General features: G+C 34.2%; 18 protein-coding genes. 7 read left to right on the top strand and 11 right to left on the bottom strand.

Features of this window, described 5'->3' with window-relative positions; genetic code table 11:
* Positions 1 to 76: 76 nt before the first annotated feature.
* The 4 genes from G7A72_RS06480 to G7A72_RS06465 form a co-directional block, all read right to left on the bottom strand.
* On the bottom strand, positions 77 to 2,218 hold the full coding sequence (locus tag G7A72_RS06480; protein ID WP_165151876.1) for a polyribonucleotide nucleotidyltransferase: 2,142 nt from the start codon (positions 2,216 to 2,218) through the stop codon (positions 77 to 79).
* A 237-nt stretch (positions 2,219 to 2,455) separates the two neighbouring features.
* The gene (gene rpsO / locus G7A72_RS06475) at positions 2,456 to 2,722 is read right to left on the bottom strand and encodes a 30S ribosomal protein S15 (protein ID WP_113634840.1); all 267 of its coding nucleotides are present in this window, start codon (positions 2,720 to 2,722) and stop codon (positions 2,456 to 2,458) included.
* A gap of 151 nt (positions 2,723 to 2,873) precedes the next feature.
* A complete protein-coding gene (locus G7A72_RS06470; protein ID WP_165151875.1) occupies positions 2,874 to 3,815 on the bottom strand; it encodes an energy transducer TonB in 942 nt (313 codons plus the stop codon).
* Between the two features lie 33 nt (positions 3,816 to 3,848).
* Entirely contained in the window at positions 3,849 to 4,304 is a 456-nt protein-coding gene (locus G7A72_RS06465) for a GAF domain-containing protein (RefSeq protein ID WP_165151874.1), read from the bottom strand.
* A gap of 70 nt (positions 4,305 to 4,374) precedes the next feature.
* Here G7A72_RS06465 and xrtF point away from each other — a divergent pair, with 70 nt between their 5' ends.
* From xrtF to G7A72_RS06440, 5 genes are all read left to right on the top strand, one after another.
* Positions 4,375 to 4,923 carry an exosortase family protein XrtF gene (gene xrtF, locus G7A72_RS06460; RefSeq protein ID WP_165151873.1) on the top strand — a complete coding sequence of 183 codons (549 nt, stop codon included), beginning with the start codon at positions 4,375 to 4,377 and terminating at the stop codon, positions 4,921 to 4,923.
* The gene (locus tag G7A72_RS06455; protein ID WP_165151872.1) at positions 4,901 to 5,344 is read left to right on the top strand and encodes an exosortase F system-associated protein; all 444 of its coding nucleotides are present in this window, start codon (positions 4,901 to 4,903) and stop codon (positions 5,342 to 5,344) included. Before xrtF ends, G7A72_RS06455 begins: the two co-directional genes overlap by 23 nt.
* Before the next feature lie 58 nt (positions 5,345 to 5,402).
* Positions 5,403 to 6,233 (top strand): ATP cone domain-containing protein, encoded by an 831-nt coding sequence (locus tag G7A72_RS06450; protein WP_165151871.1) that lies wholly within the window; start codon positions 5,403 to 5,405, stop codon positions 6,231 to 6,233.
* 44 nt (positions 6,234 to 6,277) lie between these two features.
* Positions 6,278 to 7,633: an MBL fold metallo-hydrolase gene (locus G7A72_RS06445; RefSeq protein WP_165151870.1), complete on the top strand. Its 1,356-nt coding sequence runs from the start codon at positions 6,278 to 6,280 to the stop codon at positions 7,631 to 7,633.
* A 222-nt stretch (positions 7,634 to 7,855) separates the two neighbouring features.
* Positions 7,856 to 8,536 (top strand): DedA family protein, encoded by a 681-nt coding sequence (locus tag G7A72_RS06440; RefSeq protein WP_113665187.1) that lies wholly within the window; start codon positions 7,856 to 7,858, stop codon positions 8,534 to 8,536.
* 71 nt (positions 8,537 to 8,607) lie between these two features.
* On the opposite strand, the gene groL is transcribed toward G7A72_RS06440, so the two are convergent.
* From groL to miaB, 7 genes are all read right to left on the bottom strand, one after another.
* The gene (gene groL / locus G7A72_RS06435) at positions 8,608 to 10,236 is read right to left on the bottom strand and encodes a chaperonin GroEL (RefSeq protein ID WP_114754245.1); all 1,629 of its coding nucleotides are present in this window, start codon (positions 10,234 to 10,236) and stop codon (positions 8,608 to 8,610) included.
* Positions 10,237 to 10,275: 39 nt separating this feature from the next.
* On the bottom strand, positions 10,276 to 10,551 hold the full coding sequence (gene groES, locus G7A72_RS06430; protein WP_007137725.1) for a co-chaperone GroES: 276 nt from the start codon (positions 10,549 to 10,551) through the stop codon (positions 10,276 to 10,278).
* Positions 10,552 to 10,686: 135 nt separating this feature from the next.
* Positions 10,687 to 11,031 (bottom strand): preprotein translocase subunit SecG, encoded by a 345-nt coding sequence (gene secG, locus G7A72_RS06425; protein WP_165151869.1) that lies wholly within the window; start codon positions 11,029 to 11,031, stop codon positions 10,687 to 10,689.
* A gap of 3 nt (positions 11,032 to 11,034) precedes the next feature.
* The gene (locus G7A72_RS06420) at positions 11,035 to 11,886 is read right to left on the bottom strand and encodes a tetratricopeptide repeat protein (protein WP_165151868.1); all 852 of its coding nucleotides are present in this window, start codon (positions 11,884 to 11,886) and stop codon (positions 11,035 to 11,037) included.
* An 80-nt stretch (positions 11,887 to 11,966) separates the two neighbouring features.
* Positions 11,967 to 12,470 (bottom strand): LptE family protein, encoded by a 504-nt coding sequence (locus tag G7A72_RS06415; protein WP_113665190.1) that lies wholly within the window; start codon positions 12,468 to 12,470, stop codon positions 11,967 to 11,969.
* Positions 12,471 to 12,562: 92 nt separating this feature from the next.
* On the bottom strand, positions 12,563 to 13,819 hold the full coding sequence (locus G7A72_RS06410) for a sigma-54-dependent Fis family transcriptional regulator (RefSeq protein WP_113665487.1): 1,257 nt from the start codon (positions 13,817 to 13,819) through the stop codon (positions 12,563 to 12,565).
* An 82-nt stretch (positions 13,820 to 13,901) separates the two neighbouring features.
* A complete protein-coding gene (miaB, locus tag G7A72_RS06405) occupies positions 13,902 to 15,347 on the bottom strand; it encodes a tRNA (N6-isopentenyl adenosine(37)-C2)-methylthiotransferase MiaB (protein WP_165151867.1) in 1,446 nt (481 codons plus the stop codon).
* 230 nt (positions 15,348 to 15,577) lie between these two features.
* Here miaB and topA point away from each other — a divergent pair, with 230 nt between their 5' ends.
* Together topA and G7A72_RS06395 are read left to right on the top strand one after the other, a co-directional pair.
* Entirely contained in the window at positions 15,578 to 18,106 is a 2,529-nt protein-coding gene (gene topA / locus G7A72_RS06400; protein WP_165151866.1) for a type I DNA topoisomerase, read from the top strand.
* Between the two features lie 3 nt (positions 18,107 to 18,109).
* Positions 18,110 to 19,261, top strand: a complete 1,152-nt coding sequence (locus G7A72_RS06395) for a formimidoylglutamase (protein WP_165151865.1) — start codon at positions 18,110 to 18,112, stop codon at positions 19,259 to 19,261.
* Positions 19,262 to 19,393: the final 132 nt, after the last annotated feature.

Raw genomic sequence — 19,393 nt, 5'->3', positions numbered from 1 at the left:
TAAAAACAAAAATCCCGTTTCAAATTCATGAAACGGGATTTCCTATAAATAAACCTTTAGTAAACTTAAGATCTGATTACTCTTTTCTTTCCTCACGCGGAGGTCTTGGCATAAGTGCTTTTCGTGACACTTTTTCTTTTCTAGTTTTTGGATCTAGTCCTAAGTATTTTACTTCGAATACATCACCCATTTTTACTACATCAGAAACATTTTCAGTGCGTTCCCAAGCAAGTTCCGATACGTGTAATAAAACTTCGTTTCCTGGAGCTGCTGTATATTCTACAACTGCACCAAAATCTAGCATTTTGATTACTTTTACTTCATAAGACTCATTCATTTGAGGCTTGAAAGTGATTGATTTAATTTTAGCTAATACCGCTTCTATTCCAGCAGGATCTGTTCCTAAAATTTCAATAACTCCTTCTTCAGTAGTCGGGTCTTCATTGATAACAATTGTAGTTCCTGTAGTTTTTTGTAATTCTTGAATCACTTTTCCACCAGGTCCGATCAATGCTCCAATAAACGCATTAGGAATTCTTCTTGTAATGATTTTTGGAGCATACGCTTTAACATCTGCTTTTGGCTCCGCTAAAGTTTCGATTAATTTTCCAAGAATATGCAAACGACCGTCACGAGCTTGCGCCAATGCTGCTTCCATAATCTCATATTTCAATCCGTCAATCTTGATATCCATTTGACAAGCTGTAATTCCTATAGAAGTTCCAGTTACTTTAAAGTCCATATCTCCTAAGTGATCTTCATCACCAAGAATATCAGACAATACAGCAAAACGTTCTCCATCAGTAATTAATCCCATTGCAATTCCAGAAACTGGACGAATCATTTGGATACCAGCATCCATAAGTGCTAATGTTCCAGCACAAACGGTAGCCATAGAAGAAGAACCGTTAGATTCTAAAACTTCAGATACTACACGAATTGTATACGGACAATCAGCAGGAATCATGTTTTTTAATGCTCTTTGAGCTAAGTTTCCGTGACCTACTTCTCTTCTTGAAGTTCCTCTTAAAGGACGAGCTTCACCAGTAGAGAAAGGAGGGAAGTTATAATGTAAGTAGAATTTTTCTTCACCTTGTTCTGATGGAGAGTCAATTTGGTTTGCTTCTCTAGAGGTTCCTAAAGTTGCTGTTGCCAATGCTTGTGTTTCTCCACGTGTAAACAATGCTGATCCGTGAACCGATGGTAAGTAATCTACTTCACTCCAGATTGGTCTGATTTCGGTAGTTTTTCTTCCGTCTAAACGTGTTCCTAAATCTAGGGTTACGTTACGAACTGCTTCTTTGTTTGTTTTGTAAAAATACTTAGAAACTAAATCGCCATTTGCGGCTAATTCTTCTTCTGTAAATAGTGCTTTTACTTCTTCTTTTACTTCTGCAAATGAAGCTGTACGTTCTTGTTTTGAAGAACCTTTGCTTGCAATAGCATAAATTTTATCGTAAGATGCGTCTTTTACTTTTGCATAAATAGTCTCATCTTCTCTTTCTCCTTCATAGGTACGAACTTGTTTTTTTCCAAAAGCAGCTTGCAAACGTAGTTGAGCAGCAATTTGATTTTTGATGTGTTCGTGAGCAAATTTAATTGCTTCTAACATTTCTGCTTCTGAAATTTCTTTCATTTCACCTTCTACCATCGCGATAGAATCCATTGAAGCTCCAATCATCATATCAATGTCGGATAATGCTAATTGTGCGCGACTTGGATTGATGATGAATTTACCATCAATTCTTCCAACTCTTGCTTCAGAAATTAAAGTTTCAAAAGGAATATCAGATAAAGCTAATGCTGCTGAAGCGGCTAAACCAGCTAATGCATCTGGCATTACATCTTCATCATAAGACATTAATTGAATCATAACTTGCACTTCTGCGTGGTAATCATCTGGGAAAAGTGGACGCAAAACACGGTCTACTAAACGCATTGTTAACACTTCGTTATCACTTGGACGCGCTTCTCTTTTGAAGAAACCACCTGGAAAACGACCTGCTGCAGCAAATTTTTCACGATAATCTACCGTAAGTGGTAAAAAGTCGATACCTGGACTTGCTTTTCTTGAAGATACAACTGTTCCTAAAATAACAGTTTTACCTATTCTTACTACTACAGATCCATCCGCTTGTTTGGCTAAACGACCTGTCTCGATTGTGATGTTTCTGCCATCACCTAAATCGATACTTTCTACAAATAATTGTGGAATCATAAATTTAATTTATTAGTTAAACATGGGTTTTAGTTGTGTTGTAGTTGTTGTTTTGCGTAGTTAATGCCTAAAACCCAATGAAAAACCAAACTTTTTTTATTCATCTATACTGATTTAGTACAGACTTTATGGTGTAGTCTTGATTCTAATCCCTTTTGTGTCAGGACCAAAATAGAACCTTTAGACTTTAAATTGTAAAATAAAAAAAGAGGCACTTTCGCACCTCTTTTATATTGATTATTTTCTGATATTCAATACTTTGATAATTTCACGGTATCTGTTGATTTCTGTTTTCTTCAAGTAATCCAACAAAGATCTTCTTTTACCTACAAGCAATACTAATGAACGCTCTGTATTATAATCATGACGATTTTTTTTCAAGTGCTCAGTCAAGTGGCTAATTCTGAAAGTGAATAAAGCAATCTGCGCTTCAGCTTTTCCTGTGTTTGTTTTTTCTCCGTGTTGAGCGAAGATTTCTTCTTTAATCTCTTTAGTTAAATACATTCCAATATTTGTTTAATGATTTTTATGTATGTCATACATCTATTGTAAGACGGGTGCAAAGATAATCTTTATTTTCAAATCGACAAGTTTTAGATGATATTAGTATTTTGTATCTTCCAATTTTAAAAATAGTATTTAACTCATTTGAGAATTATTTTATTGATATAGGTAAAGAATACATTACACTTCTGTTCATTCCTCTTGTTTTACTAGCACTCCATTGGTTATAACTTTTGACTATTCGAATAGCTTCTTCATCAATTCCGAAACCTACCTTTCTGACAACTTTAATATCACTCGCTCTACCGTCTTTTTCAATAATGAAGGTTAAATATACAGTGCCTGACACGTTATATAATTTAGCTTCTTTAGGTTGGATGAAATTATTGCTAATAAAATTGTAAAAATGCTTTATGCCCTTTTTTGGTCCAGGCATAGTAGTTATTGATGTATAATTATATTTAATATTGTTGTAATCTGTGCTTGTTCCAGATATAAGATTTCCCTCCATATAATTTTCGGTATAGGTATACTTTTCAGAATTAACAACACCTTCCCATATTCCATGTTTTAAACCATTAACAATTTTGCCGGTTTCATAGAAATTGTCAGTTTTCGTTTCATATTCACCATTACCATCAATTATTTTTTGGTTACCATTTATGTCCCAAAATTGAATTATTTTATAATTAGGATATCTGGTGTTGTTATCGATGAAAAATTCAGTCTCTGATTTTTTTTGTCCATTTTGATACCAATTGTATTGTTTTCCAGTTTGCGAACCGTTTATATAACTTTCCATGGATTCTTTGTTGCCATTTTCATAATAATAAACAAACTGTCCTTCTTTTTGTAAACGATCTTTGAATTTTGAGGCTCCAGCCATTTGTAAAACTCCGGATTTAAAATAATCATAAATTTTATAGCTTTCTTTATCAGAATAATAATCTTTGACTATCCTATAATATTTATGATTTGCTTCAGTAGTCTCATTCCATGTTGAATCTAAAAATATTTTCCCGTCTTTTGGAGTTTGTGAAAATGATAAAGTGGACAGCAAAAATAATATTGCAGCAAATGAATTAGTTGACATAAGATGTTTTATTTGCAACCAAATATAATTATTTTAGTACAATTTAGCCACCTCTTTATTTACAAATTCCAAGAATTTTTCATCCTCTTCAGTGAAAGGATCTATTACATGACTGTCAATATCAATTTGACCTATGTTTTCTCCGTTTACAAAAAGCGGTACCACGATTTCTGATTTTACAGTAAAACTACAAGCGATATAATTGTCTTGTGCCGAAACGTCAGGAACTACAAAGTTTTCGTTAGAAACGGCTACTTGTCCGCAAATTCCTTTTCCAAAAGGGATTACCGTGTGGTCTGTTTCTGCTCCTACATAAGGTCCTAAGTGCAATGTTTTAGATTCATGATTTGCAAAATAAAATCCAACCCAATTATAATACGAAATAGAATCGCTAAGCAATTGACAAATAGATAATAGTTTTTCGTCTCTGGATTTTGCCGTGTTTAAAGTGATTTCGGTTACTTTTGGTTGTAATTCTTGAAATGTCATATTTTTAATTTTTTACAAAAGTATTTAAAGCTCGTTTTATAAATTACATAAATTTGTTAAAAAATTGATTTTGAAAAAATATTTTACACTCTACAAACCATTTTTACTTTTTCTGGCGGCCTTTTTTTTGACGTATATAGTTTTGACTTTTTTATATCAGCACTATCTTAATAGTTTTGAGGAAAACGAAATAGATTCTATTACTGTAATGGTGAGTGATAATACAGAACAAGTCATGCGATTATTTAATAATCAATCCTACATTAAAAAAAGTGAGATTCATCCTTATATGAAGCTGTTTTTCAATGATAAATATGTTGCCCGAATTGTCGAAGGTTGTAATGCTGTTAGTGTGATTATTTTGTTTATTTCATTTGTGGTAGCTTTTTCAGGAAAACTAAAAATAACATTGCTATTTATCTTTGGCGGAAGCCTGCTTATTTACGTATTGAATGTTTTGAGAATTGCGGCTTTAAGTGCCCTGATTTTTTATTTTCCAAAACAAGAGCCGTTTTTACACGGAGTCCTTTTTCCTTTGTATATTTATGGTGTAGTTTTTATGTTGTGGTTAATTTGGGTCCGTAATTTTTCTAGATATGCTTCAAAAGATACTAAATAACAAAATTCGAGTGCTACAATTCCTTTTTTTGGTGGCATTGTTAGTGCTGGTTCGTGCTTTTGAAAATGAGTTATTCTATGATCCTTTTTTGGATTTTTTCAAAAAAGATTTTACCAAGCTACGATTGCCAAGTTTTAATTCGACCCAATTGTTTTTAGGATTATTTTTTCGTTATACATTAAATACAGCTATTTCATTGGGTATTATCTATGTCCTCTTCAAAGATGTGACAATGGTAAAATTTGCTTTTGCACTGTATTACTTTTTCTTCATGATTCTAATGGCTGCTTTTTTCTACATTGTTTACTACGCAAATGAAAATAGTAATTGGATTCTATTTTATGTTCGTAGGTTTTTAATCCAGCCTATTTTTGTACTGTTATTTGTTCCTGGATTTTATTATCAAAAACAAAATAAGTAGTCTTTTTTCCGTACCTTTAGTGGTGATTTAAGGGTTTGTTTATCAAAACAATACGAATATGAAAATCATCAAACATTCTGGAGATATTGTGGAATTTAACTCAGATAAACTCAAAAAATCTCTTTTAAAATCGGGTGCAAGTACTGTTGTGGTTGATGCCATACTGAATGCTATAAAAAAGCAAATGTATGAAGGTATTTCTACGAAAGAAATTTATAAAATGGCTTTTTCGCTGTTGAAAAAAAGTGCTAATTCTCATGCAGCACGATATAATTTAAGAGAAGCAATTCGGCTTTTAGGTCCTGCAGGTTTCTTTTTCGAGAAATATATAGCCCGTCTTTTTGTTGCGGAAAACTATAAAACGATTACCAATTTGACTTTGCAAGGAAAATGTGTTTCGCATGAAATAGATGTTTTGGTCAAAAAAAATGAAACCATAGCTATGGTTGAATGTAAGTATCATGCGGGCAGAGATGTAGCTTCTGATGTGAAAGTTCCAATGTATATTTTGTCTCGTTTTAATGATATAAAAGAAAAGAAGCATCCTATTTTTGACCAAAAAGACATCGTCTCTAAATGCTGGATTGTTACTAATAACCGTTTTACTGCAGATGCAATTACATTTTCTAAATGTTCTGAATTGAGTTTGCTGAGCTGGGACTATCCAGCGGAAAATAATTTGAAAACCAAAAATGATACTAATTCTCTTTATCCAGTCACCTGTTTGACGACTTTGTCTCTCGCTGAAAAAGATAAGTTACTAATTTTAGATGTCATTTTAGTAAAGGAGATAATTAACAATTCAGATTGTCTCAATAGGATTGGATTAAGTGAAAATCGGATGAAAAATGTGCTGAAAGAGGCATCAGAATTATGTAGGTATTTTTAAGAAGTAAGTTTGAACTGTCAGTTTAATTTTAAAAATCAAATCCCATGAAAGTAAGATTTATAGGTGGTGCGGGAACTGTAACCGGTTCTAAAACATTAATTGAAAGTAACGGAATTCGGATTTTGATTGATTGTGGATTGTTTCAAGGATTAAAGCCGTTGCGCGAACTTAACTGGGAGCCTCTGCCTGTTTTGGCATCCACAATAGACTTTGTTTTGCTGACTCATGGACATTTAGATCATTGTGGCTGGTTGCCAAGATTAGTTAATCAAGGTTTTTCAGGGAAAATATATTGTACAAGGCCTACAAAAGATATTACCAAACTAATTCTTTTAGATAGTGCTAAAATTCAGGAAGAAGAGGCTAAAAATGCCAATGAAGGGAAATATTCGAAACATGAAATAGCCGAGCCGCTGTACACGGTGGATCAAGCTGAGAAAGTTTTTCCGCTATTTAGAGTAATTGAAACTAATGAGGCTGTTGCTTTAGATGCTCAAATCGAAGCTGTTTATACCAATGCGGGACATATTCTGGGCGCATGCAGTATTGCTTTAACCCTTGAAAATAAGACCTTAGTTTTCTCGGGAGATATTGGTCGGGATGACGATGTGTTGATGTATCCGCCAACTAAACCTAAAAAAGCCAATTATGTTTTTCTGGAAAGTACCTACGGAAATCGTATTCATCCTAAAACGGATACCAAATTAGAACTGGAAATGTATATCAATAATACCGTCAATAAAGGCGGAACGATTATTATTCCGAGTTTTGCCGTAGAGCGTGCCCAAACCATCATGTATTTATTGTGGCAATTAAGGAAAGAAGATAGAATTCCAAATATCCCCTATATTATTGACACGCCAATGGGAATCAACGCGCTAAATATTTTTTCTAATAACCAAAAATGGCATAAGTTGTCCTTGGAAGAATGTGCCGAAATGAGTGAAATGTTTTCATTGGTTTCGGATTATCAGGAAACCATGGAGGTGATTTTTGATGAGCAACCTAAAGTGGTGATAGCAGCCAGCGGAATGGTAACTGGAGGAAGGGTTTTGAGTTATCTCGAACATTATATTGGTCTTCCGGAAACTACTTTGATTATTGTAGGGTATCAAGCCGAAGGAACACGCGGAAGAAAGTTATTAGAAGGAGCGACAGAAATTAAAATTCATGGGCAGTATTATCCGGTAAAAGCAAATGTGCTAGAAATACAAGGTTTATCAGCGCATGGAGATCAAAACGATTTACTCAATTGGTTGTCAGAATTAGAAAATAAACCAACCAGAGTTTTTTTAGTTCATGGTGAAAATGAGCCATTAGATGAGCTCCGTATAAAAGTGCATGAAAAATATGATTTTGATTGTAAAGTTCCTTTGATGGGGCAAGAATTTGAATTGTAAACCTTTTTTTTAATAAAATTACATATTGTCACAGTAGTTAAATCAGTGTAAAATTTTGTAATCCTTGTACGGTATTTGATAAATAGAGGAGTATAATTTATATTCAAAATGAAGAGGCATAATGAACCGTTAATAAAACTTTAAAATAAAGCAATAAATTGTTGTTAAGATATATTATCCGTACTTTCACGCACGAATAATTTTAGCATAAAAAACCTAAGAATGAACGATTTTGATTGGAAGAATTTAATTGACCCACTTTTTTATATTCATTTTGATGTTAATGGAATTAAATTGGGTATTTATATAGTTTTATTTATTGTATTTGCCGAAACAGGCCTATTTGCTGGTTTCTTTTTACCAGGGGACAGTTTGTTGTTTTTGGCGGGAATTTACAGCCGTGAATTAATAGAGAATATTGTATTTATTAATAACGATTTTATAAATGTTGTTCTTTTATCAACCCTTGTGGCGTTATCAGGAATCTTAGGGAATGTAGTAGGATACTGGTTTGGTTCAAAAAGTGGTTATTACTTGTATAACAAGGAAGATAGTTTTTGGTTTAAGAAAAAATACTTGGTTCAATCCAAAGACTTTTTTGAAAAATACGGTGGAAAGGCAATTATTTTTGCTCGTTTTCTTCCAATATTTAGAACCTTTGCGCCTATAGTAGCAGGAATTGTGTCCATGGATAAACAAAAATTCATGTTTTATAACATTTTAAGTTCATTTATATGGTCGTTTACATTAATTTTTGCAGGACACTATTTATATGGATTTTTGCTCGATAATTATCAAATTGATTTAAAGGAACACATCGAATTAATTGTTTTGATTTTAGTTGGAATAACGGTCTTACCCGTAATTTACAAGTTCAGTAAAAAATCAAAAGTTCAAGAATAAGAAAAAAATACAACTCATAAAAAAACCGTCTCGATTATATCGAGACGGTTTTTATTTTAAGGAAGATGCTATTACATCATTCCTGGCATACCACCACCCATTGGGTTTCCACCACCATTGTCTTCTTTGATATCAATCAAAGCACATTCAGTAGTCAATATCATTCCGGCAACCGAAGCTGCGTTTTCTAATGCTACACGCGTTACTTTTTTAGGATCAATAATACCGGCTTTAAGCATGTCAACATACTCGTCAGTTTTGGCATTATATCCAAAATCACCTGAACCTTCAGCAACTTTTGCTACAACAACTGAACCTTCAAGGCCTGCGTTTTCAACAATAGTTCTCAATGGAGATTCTACGGCACGAGATACAATTTGGATTCCTGTTGCTTCATCAGCATTATCAGCTTTAATAGCGCTAAGTGCATTTTTAGCTCTTAATAAAGCTACACCACCACCAGCAACAATTCCTTCTTCAACAGCAGCGCGAGTTGCGTGAAGCGCATCGTCAACTCTGTCTTTTTTCTCTTTCATTTCTACTTCAGATGCAGCACCAACATAAAGTACGGCAACTCCACCAGCTAATTTAGCCAAACGTTCCTGCAATTTTTCTTTGTCATAATCAGAAGTGGTAGCTTCCATTTGACCTTTGATTTGGTTTACGCGATTTTTGATAATATCAGCTTCGCCAGCACCACTTACAATTGTTGTATTGTCTTTATCGATAGTCACTTTTTTAGCAGTTCCTAACATTTCGATAGTTGTGTTTTCTAAAGTGTATCCTCTTTCTTCAGAAATCACAGTTCCTCCAGTTAAGATAGCGATGTCTTCTAACATTGCTTTTCTTCTGTCACCAAAACCAGGTGCTTTTACAGCAGCGATTTTCAAGGCTCCACGTAATTTATTTACAACCAAAGTAGATAAAGCTTCACCATCAACATCTTCAGCAATAATCAATAATGGTTTTCCAGATTGAGCAACTGGCTCAAGAACTGGTAATAATTCTTTTAATGAAGAAACTTTTTTGTCGTACAAAAGGATGTAAGGATTTTCCAATTCTACTTCCATTTTTTCTGAATTAGTCACAAAATATGGAGAAAGATAGCCTCTGTCAAATTGCATACCTTCTACAACATCAACATACGTATCAGTTCCTTTAGCTTCTTCAACAGTTATAACGCCTTCTTTTCCAACTTTTGCGAAAGCAGTAGCGATTAACTCACCAATTACTTCGTCATTGTTAGCAGAAATTGAAGCAATTTGTTTGATTTTCTCAGAATCGCTTCCTACTACTTTTGCTTGTTTTGCTAAGTCAGCTACAATAGCTTCAACCGCTTTGTCAATACCGCGTTTCAAATCCATAGGATTTGCACCTGCAGCAACGTTTTTCAAACCTTCTTTTACGATAGCTTGCGCCAAAACAGTTGCAGTTGTAGTTCCGTCTCCAGCTAAATCATTAGTTTTAGACGCTACTTCTTTTACCATTTGAGCACCCATGTTTTCCAATGGATCTTTCAATTCAATTTCTTTTGCAACGGTAACACCATCTTTAGTAACGTTTGGTCCACCAAAAGCTTTTCCAATAATTACGTTACGACCTTTTGGTCCAAGAGTCACTTTTACAGCATTTGCCAATGCATCAACTCCACGTTTTAATCCGTCACGTGCTTCAATATCAAATTTTATATCTTTTGCCATTTTAATTTTATTTGTTAATTCGTTTATTTGTTAATTCGATTATATTATTGCTAAAATATCGTCTTCACGCATGATCAAATAATCTTTTCCTTCCAGTTTTAATTCAGTACCAGCATATTTTCCGTAAAGAACAGAATCGCCAATTTTTACAGTCATTGTATGTTCTTTTGTTCCGTTTCCAACAGCAACAACAGTTCCTTTTTGTGGTTTTTCTTTTGCTGTATCTGGAATAAAAATCCCTGAAGCAGTTTTTGTTTCAGCTGCAACGGGTTCGATAAGAACTCTGTCTGAAAGTGGTTTAATGTTTAAAGCCATGATTTTATATTTTTATATATTTATTTTAACGTCTATAAAGATTTCAGAAATTGTGCCATGCTACTGAAACTGACATAATTTCTTATAAAAAATGCCAGCTTTGACAGGCTGGCATTTAGAATATGTTGTAATAATTTATTGTGCTGGATTTGTGGCAGCAGGTGTGTTTTGAGCTGGTGCAACTGGAGTGCTTGCGGCTGGCGCTGTACTTCCTGTGTTTTCAATGATTTTTGAATCGGTATCACTTAATGTTCCTGTAAAGCTTAAGCTAGAAAGTAAAATAAGTGCAATTAGTATAGTTGCTAATGTCCAAGTGCTTTTGTCTAAAAAATCAGTTGTTTTTTGTACACCACCCAGCATTTGAGAACCACCTATTGTAGATGATAATCCGCCACCTTTAGGGTTTTGAACCATGATTACTACGATTAATAGAAAACAAACTATAGTTATTAAAACTAAAAAAATTGAAAATGTGCTCATTGTTTAATTATTATTATGTTGTAAAATCTTAATATCCGTTATGCGGTCTGCAAAGAAACTACTTTTTTCTGGATATTTCAAAATTAATATTTCATAAGCTTGAATCGCTTTTTGATATTTTTTTTGTTCCAAATAGACTCTGGCTAAAGTTTCCGTCATTAAGAAGGAATTGTCAGCTGCATTTAAGTCAAAAGCAACAGTGGAAGGTACGCCATGTTTTAATGGAGAAATCTTCGGACTCGTTTCTATAAACTTATCAATTAATTCTGTTTTTTTTCTTTTGTCTGCATCTATTATTGGTGCAGCTTGATGTATTGGTTGCTCACTTTCTCTTTTAATTGGTTCAGTTCGCGAAAGCTGTAGCCATTCTTGGAAGGAATGTTGTTCTTTTTTAGAGAAGTCCAACGGTGTTCCAATAGCTAGTTTTTCCTCGATTGCTATTGAATTGTTCTCTTTTTCAATTGGAGAAGCTTCCTTTATTGAAGTCAGAATCGATTGTTCTAATGTGTTTATTTTAACTTCTGATTTTTCTTCAGAAATAAGAATTTCACTATCGATTACTTGTATATCTAAAATTTCGAGGGCTCTTTTATCATACAGACTTTTATGAATAGAAGTAAAAGTGTCCGATGTGATGAAATCAAATAAAACCGATCTGTCCGTTGAATAGGCTGCTGTTATTTTTAAAGCAGCATTGTATTTAAAACTATTTTGATAGTAAAGTCCTTTTAATTGAATCGCTCTGGCACTTTGAAAATAAGGAAACTCAATAAGTACTTTTCCTAAAGCCTCCGTTTGCTTTTCATGGATAGCATCGGGTTTGTTAATCAAATAAGTATAATCGGTTACATTCATAAAGGTTCTTCGTTTATTTGGTTATTCATTAATTTGTTATTCGATTGAGCAAATCATCAAATTTCCGAATATAACCTCATTTACCATTTAGCTAATGACTCGTTGAAAATATCTTGTGTTATTCTCTCAAAAATATCTTTCAAAGCACTATTCAAAGTCGCGCCTGTTAATTGTTGTTCTGCAGGATAATCGTAGAAAAATGTGAATGGTTTTTCAAAATCATCCGCTTCTTTTTTCTTATTGGTAAAACGAACATTCACCCGAATCGTTAAACGGTTTTGAGCTGCTCGCTGATCCGCGGTTGCTGTCATTGGACTAATTCTATAATCTACAATTTCTCCTTCATATGTCAAATCAGCACCGTTTTTGACCAAGTTTAGATTAGTTTGGTTCTGAATCAAATCTTGAAGTTCTAATGTAAATGTACGATCAATTCCGGGTTCGATTAACTCCGCATTATTTTGGAAAAAACCAACTTGGAATGTTTCGGCGTCGATTTTACCGGTTCCTGTGAAGTTATAAACCGAGCAACTATTGATGCTCAATATTAGTATTGAAAAAAGAATAAGTTTAATGTGTTTCATTTTTTATTTTAAAAATAGCCTCGCTAATTTGCTAAAGTCTGGTTCAAATATATTCATTTTCAATCAAAGACATTTAGGTCTCGAAAGAAAAACTACAAATCAAATTGCTTTATTTTTCGGTATAAAGTCCGTTCCGAAATACCTAATTCGTCTGCGGCAGCTTTTCGTTTTCCTTTATTTTTTTCTAATGATTTTTTAATCATTTCAATTTCTTTTTGTTCTAAACGTAAAGTTTCTTCCTCCTCAACGGTTTCTGCAAAAAGATAATTGTCATCATGTTCCTGGTATAAATCCTCATTGTTTTGAGACGCTATTAACGATGCTCTAGGTTCTTCTTCAAAATCTATTTCACTGTCATTTTCTTTTGAACCGTATATTTTTTTTATCAAATTCTGATTCGTTTCCTGCACTTTTGAACCTCCATTTTGAATTAGTTCCAGTGTTAATTTTTTCAAATCATTCAAATCACTTTTCATGTCAAAAAGTACTTTGTACAAAATTTCCCTTTCGGTACTAAAATCACTTTCGCTTTTTTTATCTTTTATAACTGAAGGTAAATTGCTTCCTTGCGCCGGCAAATATGATTGTAAAGTCACAGCAGATATATCTCTGTTGGTTTCTAAAACGGAGATTTGTTCCGCAACATTTCGCAATTGTCTAATGTTTCCGCTCCAACGAAATTTCTGCAATAATTGAATAGCATTTTCGTCTAACTTCAAAGGAGGCATTTTATATTTATGTGCAAAATCAGCAACGAATTTCCGGAACAATAAATGAATGTCGTCTTTTCGATCGCGCAAAGGCGGCAAAGTAATATCCACAGTACTCAAACGATAATACAAATCCTCACGGAATTTCCCTTTTTCAATCGCATCAAATAAATTGACATTCGTAGCCGCAACAATTCGGACGTCCGTTTTCTGTACTTGTGAAGAACCGACTTTTATAAATTCGCCATTTTCAAGAACACGCAACAAACGAACTTGTGTAGTTAACGGTAATTCACCTACTTCATCCAGAAATATAGTTCCGCCGTCAGCGACTTCAAAATAACCTTCACGAGTGCCTGTGGCTCCTGTAAAAGCGCCTTTTTCATGTCCAAAAAGTTCACTGTCAATCGTTCCTTCTGGAATGGCTCCACAGTTTACGGCAATATATTTTCCATGTTTTCTGTGCGAAAGCGAATGGATAATTCGAGGAATGTTTTCTTTTCCAACTCCGCTTTCTCCCGCCACTAATACTGTAATGTCAGTAGGAGCAACCTGAATGGCTTTTTCTATCGCACGATTAAGCTTCGGGTCATTCCCGATAATCTCAAATCGTTGTTTTATAGCTTGAACTGATTCCATATTATTTTTGTTTAAAGTTTTCTTTGTTTCAGGTTTAAAGTTATCGAGAGAACTTTAAACCTGAAACCTGAAACAAACTTTTTTAATTCATTTCACTCAAACCAACTGCTTCTCCTTTTAAAGTTCCGCTTGTGCAAGAAGTGATTCTCACATTTACAAAATCTCCAATCTTGTAATTTTCTTTTGGAAAAACCACGGTAATACTTTGTGAATTTCTTCCTGAAAACTCTTCTGTCGATTTTTTGGAAACTTTCTCAACCAAAACTTCTACAGTTTGTCCAATGAATTCCTCAGAGCGGAACCAAGCGTGTTTTTGTTGTAAATCGACAATTTCCTGCAATCTTCTTGCTTTTGTTTCTTCTGGAACGTCGTCTTCCATTTTTCTTCCTGCCAATGTTCCCGGACGTTCGGAATACGAATACATATAACCAAAATTATATTTCACATATTCCATCAAGCTCATTGTGTCTTGATGATCTTGTTCGGTTTCTGTTGGGAAACCAGCAATCATATCCTGCGAAATGGAGCTGTTCGGAATAATAGTTCTGATTTTATCAATCAAAGTCATGTATTCTTCACGCGTATGCAAACGATTCATCTCTTTTAGGATTCTATTGCTTCCGGACTGCACTGGCAGGTGAATGTGTTTGCAAATATTAGGATGTTTTGCAATCACATGTAAAATACTTTCGTGCATGTCTTGCGGATTTGATGTCGAAAATCGAATGCGCATTTTTGGAAAACCAACCGCTACCATTTCCAGTAATTGATCAAAGTCAACTGCAGTAGCTTTTTGCATTTCGGTAGCATTCTCAAAATCTTTTTTCAATCCGCCGCCGTACCAAAGGAAACTATCCACGTTTTGTCCCAAAAGCGTAATTTCTTTAAATCCTTTGTCCCATAAATCTTGGATTTCTTTCATGATACTTTGTGGTTCACGGCTGCGTTCGCGTCCGCGGGTAAAAGGTACCACGCAAAACGTACACATATTATCACAACCACGCGTGATAGAAACCAAAGCTGTAATTCCGTTGCTCATCAATCGAACCGGTGAAATATCACCATAGGTTTCGTCTTTCGACAAAATCACATTAATCGCATCTCGGCCTTCTTCAACTTCTTGCAAAAGGTTCGGTAAATCTTTATACGCATCAGGTCCTACAACAAGGTCAACGATTTTTTCTTCTTCCAAGAATTGACTTTTCAAACGCTCGGCCATACAGCCCAAAACGCCGACTTTCATCTTCGGATTAATGCGTTTCACCGCATTGTATTTCTCCAAACGTTTACGAATGGTTTGTTCTGCCTTGTCCCGAATAGAACAGGTATTGACCAAAACCAAATCGGCTTCTTCCAGTACTTGAGTCGTATTATATCCGTTTCCAGATAATATGGAAGCTACAATTTCGCTGTCCGAAAAATTCATCGCGCAACCGTAACTTTCTATAAATAGCTTTTTTGTATTCTCAGGTTTATTCTCTAAAACAAGACTTTCACCTTGTTTACTTTCTTCAATAATCTTTTCCATCTTGTATTTTCAAAGTGCAAAGATAACGCAATTCAAATAAATATGACAAGATGTCAGATTAAGAATTAACACTATTTTAAGGCGTTTGTAGCAACAGATAAATTGATCCAAAATTTATTGAATTTAGATATGTTAAAACCCGCCATTCAACGATTAAATTGACTTTTAAAATTTAAAAAACTTAAAATTTAAAAAAATCATATACTTTTGCCGACATAAACAATCGGAATATGGCAAAGAATTTAGTTATAGTTGAATCACCTGCAAAGGCAAAAACAATCGAAAAATTTTTAGGGAGTGATTTTCAGGTAGAGTCCAGTTACGGACATATTGCCGACTTACCATCCAAAGAAATTGGAGTAGATGTGGAAAATGGTTTCAAACCTAAATACGAAGTTTCTGCTGATAAAAAAGCGTTGGTTACTAAATTAAAAGGACTGGCTAAAAAAGCTGAAATGGTTTGGTTAGCAAGTGATGAGGATCGAGAGGGTGAGGCTATTTCTTGGCATTTAGCCGAAGAATTAAAATTAGATAAAACCAAAACAAAACGTATTGTTTTTCACGAAATTACTAAAACTGCGATTCTAAAAGCGATTGATAATCCACGAGAAATTGATTATAATTTAGTCAATGCGCAACAAGCGCGTCGTGTTTTAGACCGATTAGTTGGTTATGAATTGTCGCCTGTACTTTGGAGAAAAATAAAAGGAGGACTTTCTGCTGGACGTGTACAATCAGTTTCTGTTCGTTTGATTGTGGAACGTGAAAGAGAAATTCAAAATTTCAAAGCTGTTGCTACGTATTCTGTTGTGGCAGAATTTACCAATGAATCCGGAAAAATATTCAAAGCCAAACTACCTAAAAATTTCAATACTAAAAAAGAAGCTGAAGATTTTTTAAATAAAAATATAGGTTCTACATATAAGGTAGCCGATTTAGAAACGAAACCTACCAAAAAATCACCAACGGGTCCATTTACCACTTCGACTTTACAACAAGAAGCCGCTCGTAAATTGTATTTACCTGTTGGAATTACCATGCAGTTAGCACAGCGTTTGTACGAAGCCGGACTTATCACGTATATGAGAACGGATAGTGTGAATTTATCCAAAGATGCGATGGAAGCTGCCCAGGCAGAAATTATCAAATCCTATGGAAAAGAGTTCTCTAAACCTCGAACTTTTGTCAATAAAAGCAAAGGGGCACAGGAAGCGCACGAGGCGATTCGACCTACGGATATGTCCCGTCACACGGTAGATATTGACAGAGATCAAGCGCGTTTGTATGATTTGATTTGGAAAAGAACGTTGGCTTCGCAAATGAGTGATGCGCAATTAGAACGTACCAACGTAAAAATTGAAGCAAACAATCACGGTGAAATATTCACTGCATCTGGAGAAGTGTTGCTTTTTGAAGGTTTCTTGAAAGTGTATTTGGAAGGTCATGATGACGATGAAGAAGAGCAAGAAGGAATGTTGCCTGCAATGAAAGTCAACGAAAAATTACAAAATAATTACATTACTGCGACAGAGAGATATTCTCGTGCTGCTGCAAGATATACTGAAGCTTCTTTGGTAAAAAAATTAGAGGAACTGGGAATTGGTCGTCCTTCTACTTATGCGCCAACGATTTCTACAATAATCAATAGAAATTATGTAGAGAAAGGAAATCTTGACGGACAAGAACGTAATTATACGCAATTGACTTTACAATCTGGAAAAGTAGGAGAGAAGCTATTGAAAGAAAATACCGGTTCTGATAAAGGAAAATTAGTTCCTACAGATATCGGAACAATTGTTACGGATTTCTTGGTTAAGAATTTCGGAAACATTTTAGATTATAATTTCACTGCAAAAGTGGAACAGGATTTTGATGAAATTGCAGATGGAAATATCGTTTGGACAAAAATGATGCAGGAGTTTTATGATAAATTTCATCCAACTGTGAAAGATGTCGAAGCCAATGCAGAAAGAGAAAGCGGTGAAAGAATTCTGGGAACAGATCCAAAAACAGGAAAACCGGTTTCAGTTCGTTTAGGGAAATTTGGACCAATGGCTCAAATTGGAGCTGCTGATGATGAAGAGAAAAAGTTTGCGAGTTTGATGAACGATCAAAACATTGGAAACATCACTCTAGAAGAAACATTGAATTTATTTTTATTGCCAAAAAATTTAGGTGAATATAAAGGAGAAGAAGTTGAAGTAAGTAATGGCCGTTACGGTCCTTATATTCGTCATGGTGCGGCTTTTGTTTCCTTGCCAAAAGGAGAAAACCCGTTAGATGTGGATTTTGAAAGAGCACAGGAATTAATTGATGAAAAAGCAATAGCCGATGCTCCAATTGCAGTTTATAAAGGCGAAGGCGTGCAAAAAGGAACGGGTCGTTTTGGTCCTTTTATCAAATGGGACGGCTTGTTTATCAATGTAAGTAAGAAATATAATTTTGATAATTTGTCTCAAGCAGATATTGAATCGTTGATTGAAGATAAATTACAAAAGAATATTGATAAGGTTTTACATAACTGGGAAGATGAAGGGATTTTAGTCGAAAAAGCCCGTTGGGGACGCTCGGTTATTACCAAAGGTAAAATCAAAATTGAATTGAGTAAAGATGTTGATGCTACAAAATTGACATTGGAAGAAGTTCAGGAAATGATAGCCAAGAAAACGCCTGCTAAAAAAGTAGCTGCTAAAAAAGCGCCTGCAAAGAAAGCAGTGGCGAAAAAAACAGCAGTTAAGAAACCCGTAGCAAAAAAGTAAAAAATGGAATTTGATTTTCTTAAACCAATAGATGATGAAATCCAGGAGTTTATAAATGGATTGACTTCACAGCAACTTGGCAGTAAAATAGTTTTACATACGAAGGAGCAATTTCCAGATTTGAATAAGATTAAAATAGCCGTAATAGGGGTTTTAGAAAACCGCGGAGATAAAAAAGCGGTTTCAGATGTAGATTTGGTACCACTCAGAAAAGAATTATATGGTTTGTTTCCAGGAAACTGGGATGCATCAATTGCTGATTTGGGCGATATTGCTGCAGGGAATTCGGTTATGGACACTTATTTTGCAGTAAAAAAAGTGGTGGCAAGTTTGATTAAGAAAAAAATCACGCCAATAGTTATAGGAGGTTCTCAGGATATAACGTATGCGCTTTATAGAGCGTATGATGATTTGGAACAAATGGTCAACTTGGTTTCTATTGATAATAAATTTGATTTCGGAAAAGAAGATGAAGCAGTTTCTGCATCTTCTTATTTGACAAAAATAATTATAGACGAGCCTAATAATCTTTTTAACTATTGTAATATAGGGTATCAAACTTATTTTAATTCTCAGGAAGAAATAGATTTGATAGAAAAATTATTCTTTGATGGTTATAGATTAGGAGAAGTTTCTAATAATATTGCTATTTCAGAGCCAGTTTTTAGGGATGCGGATTTGGTAAGTATTGATTTGAATTCTATAAAATCGTCTGATTCCGGAAATTTTGTTGCGTTTCAACCCAATGGTTTTAATGGTAAAGAAATTTGTTCTTTGTCTCGATATGCTGGAATAAGTGATAAAGTATCTTCGTTTGGGATATTCAACCACAATAATTCAATACAAGAAGCGGTATTGATTGCACAGATAATTTGGTATTTTATCGAAGGGTTTCATTATCGTTCGAATGAGTATCCTTTTGGAAGCAAAGAGAATTATTTAAAATATATTGTTCCATTAGAAGAGGAGGAATTAATTTTCTATAAAAGCGATAAAACAGACCGCTGGTGGATAGAAATTCCATTTATTTCAAATGTTAATAATAAATTAAAAAGAAATTCGTTATTACCATGTTCTTATAATGAATACCTACAGGCTTGTAATCAAGAATTGCCTGAAAGATGGTGGAAAGCACAACGCAAAAATATTTATTAAAATTTTTTTATTTTTATTTGTTAATGTTTTTATAAAAAAATGCAATTTCTTTTGTTTAAAAAATTGTTTTTTATAAAAATTATAAATACGTTTACACCCTTAAAAATAATGAATAGTTAATCCAAAAATTAT

It is taken from the genome of Flavobacterium sp. Sr18, from assembly GCF_011064265.1.
In the GTDB taxonomy this organism is placed as follows: Bacteria; Bacteroidota; Bacteroidia; order Flavobacteriales; family Flavobacteriaceae; genus Flavobacterium; species Flavobacterium petrolei.
The sequence above is the reverse complement of the archived record's forward strand: the minus strand, read 5'-3'. Positions and strand labels throughout refer to the sequence as shown.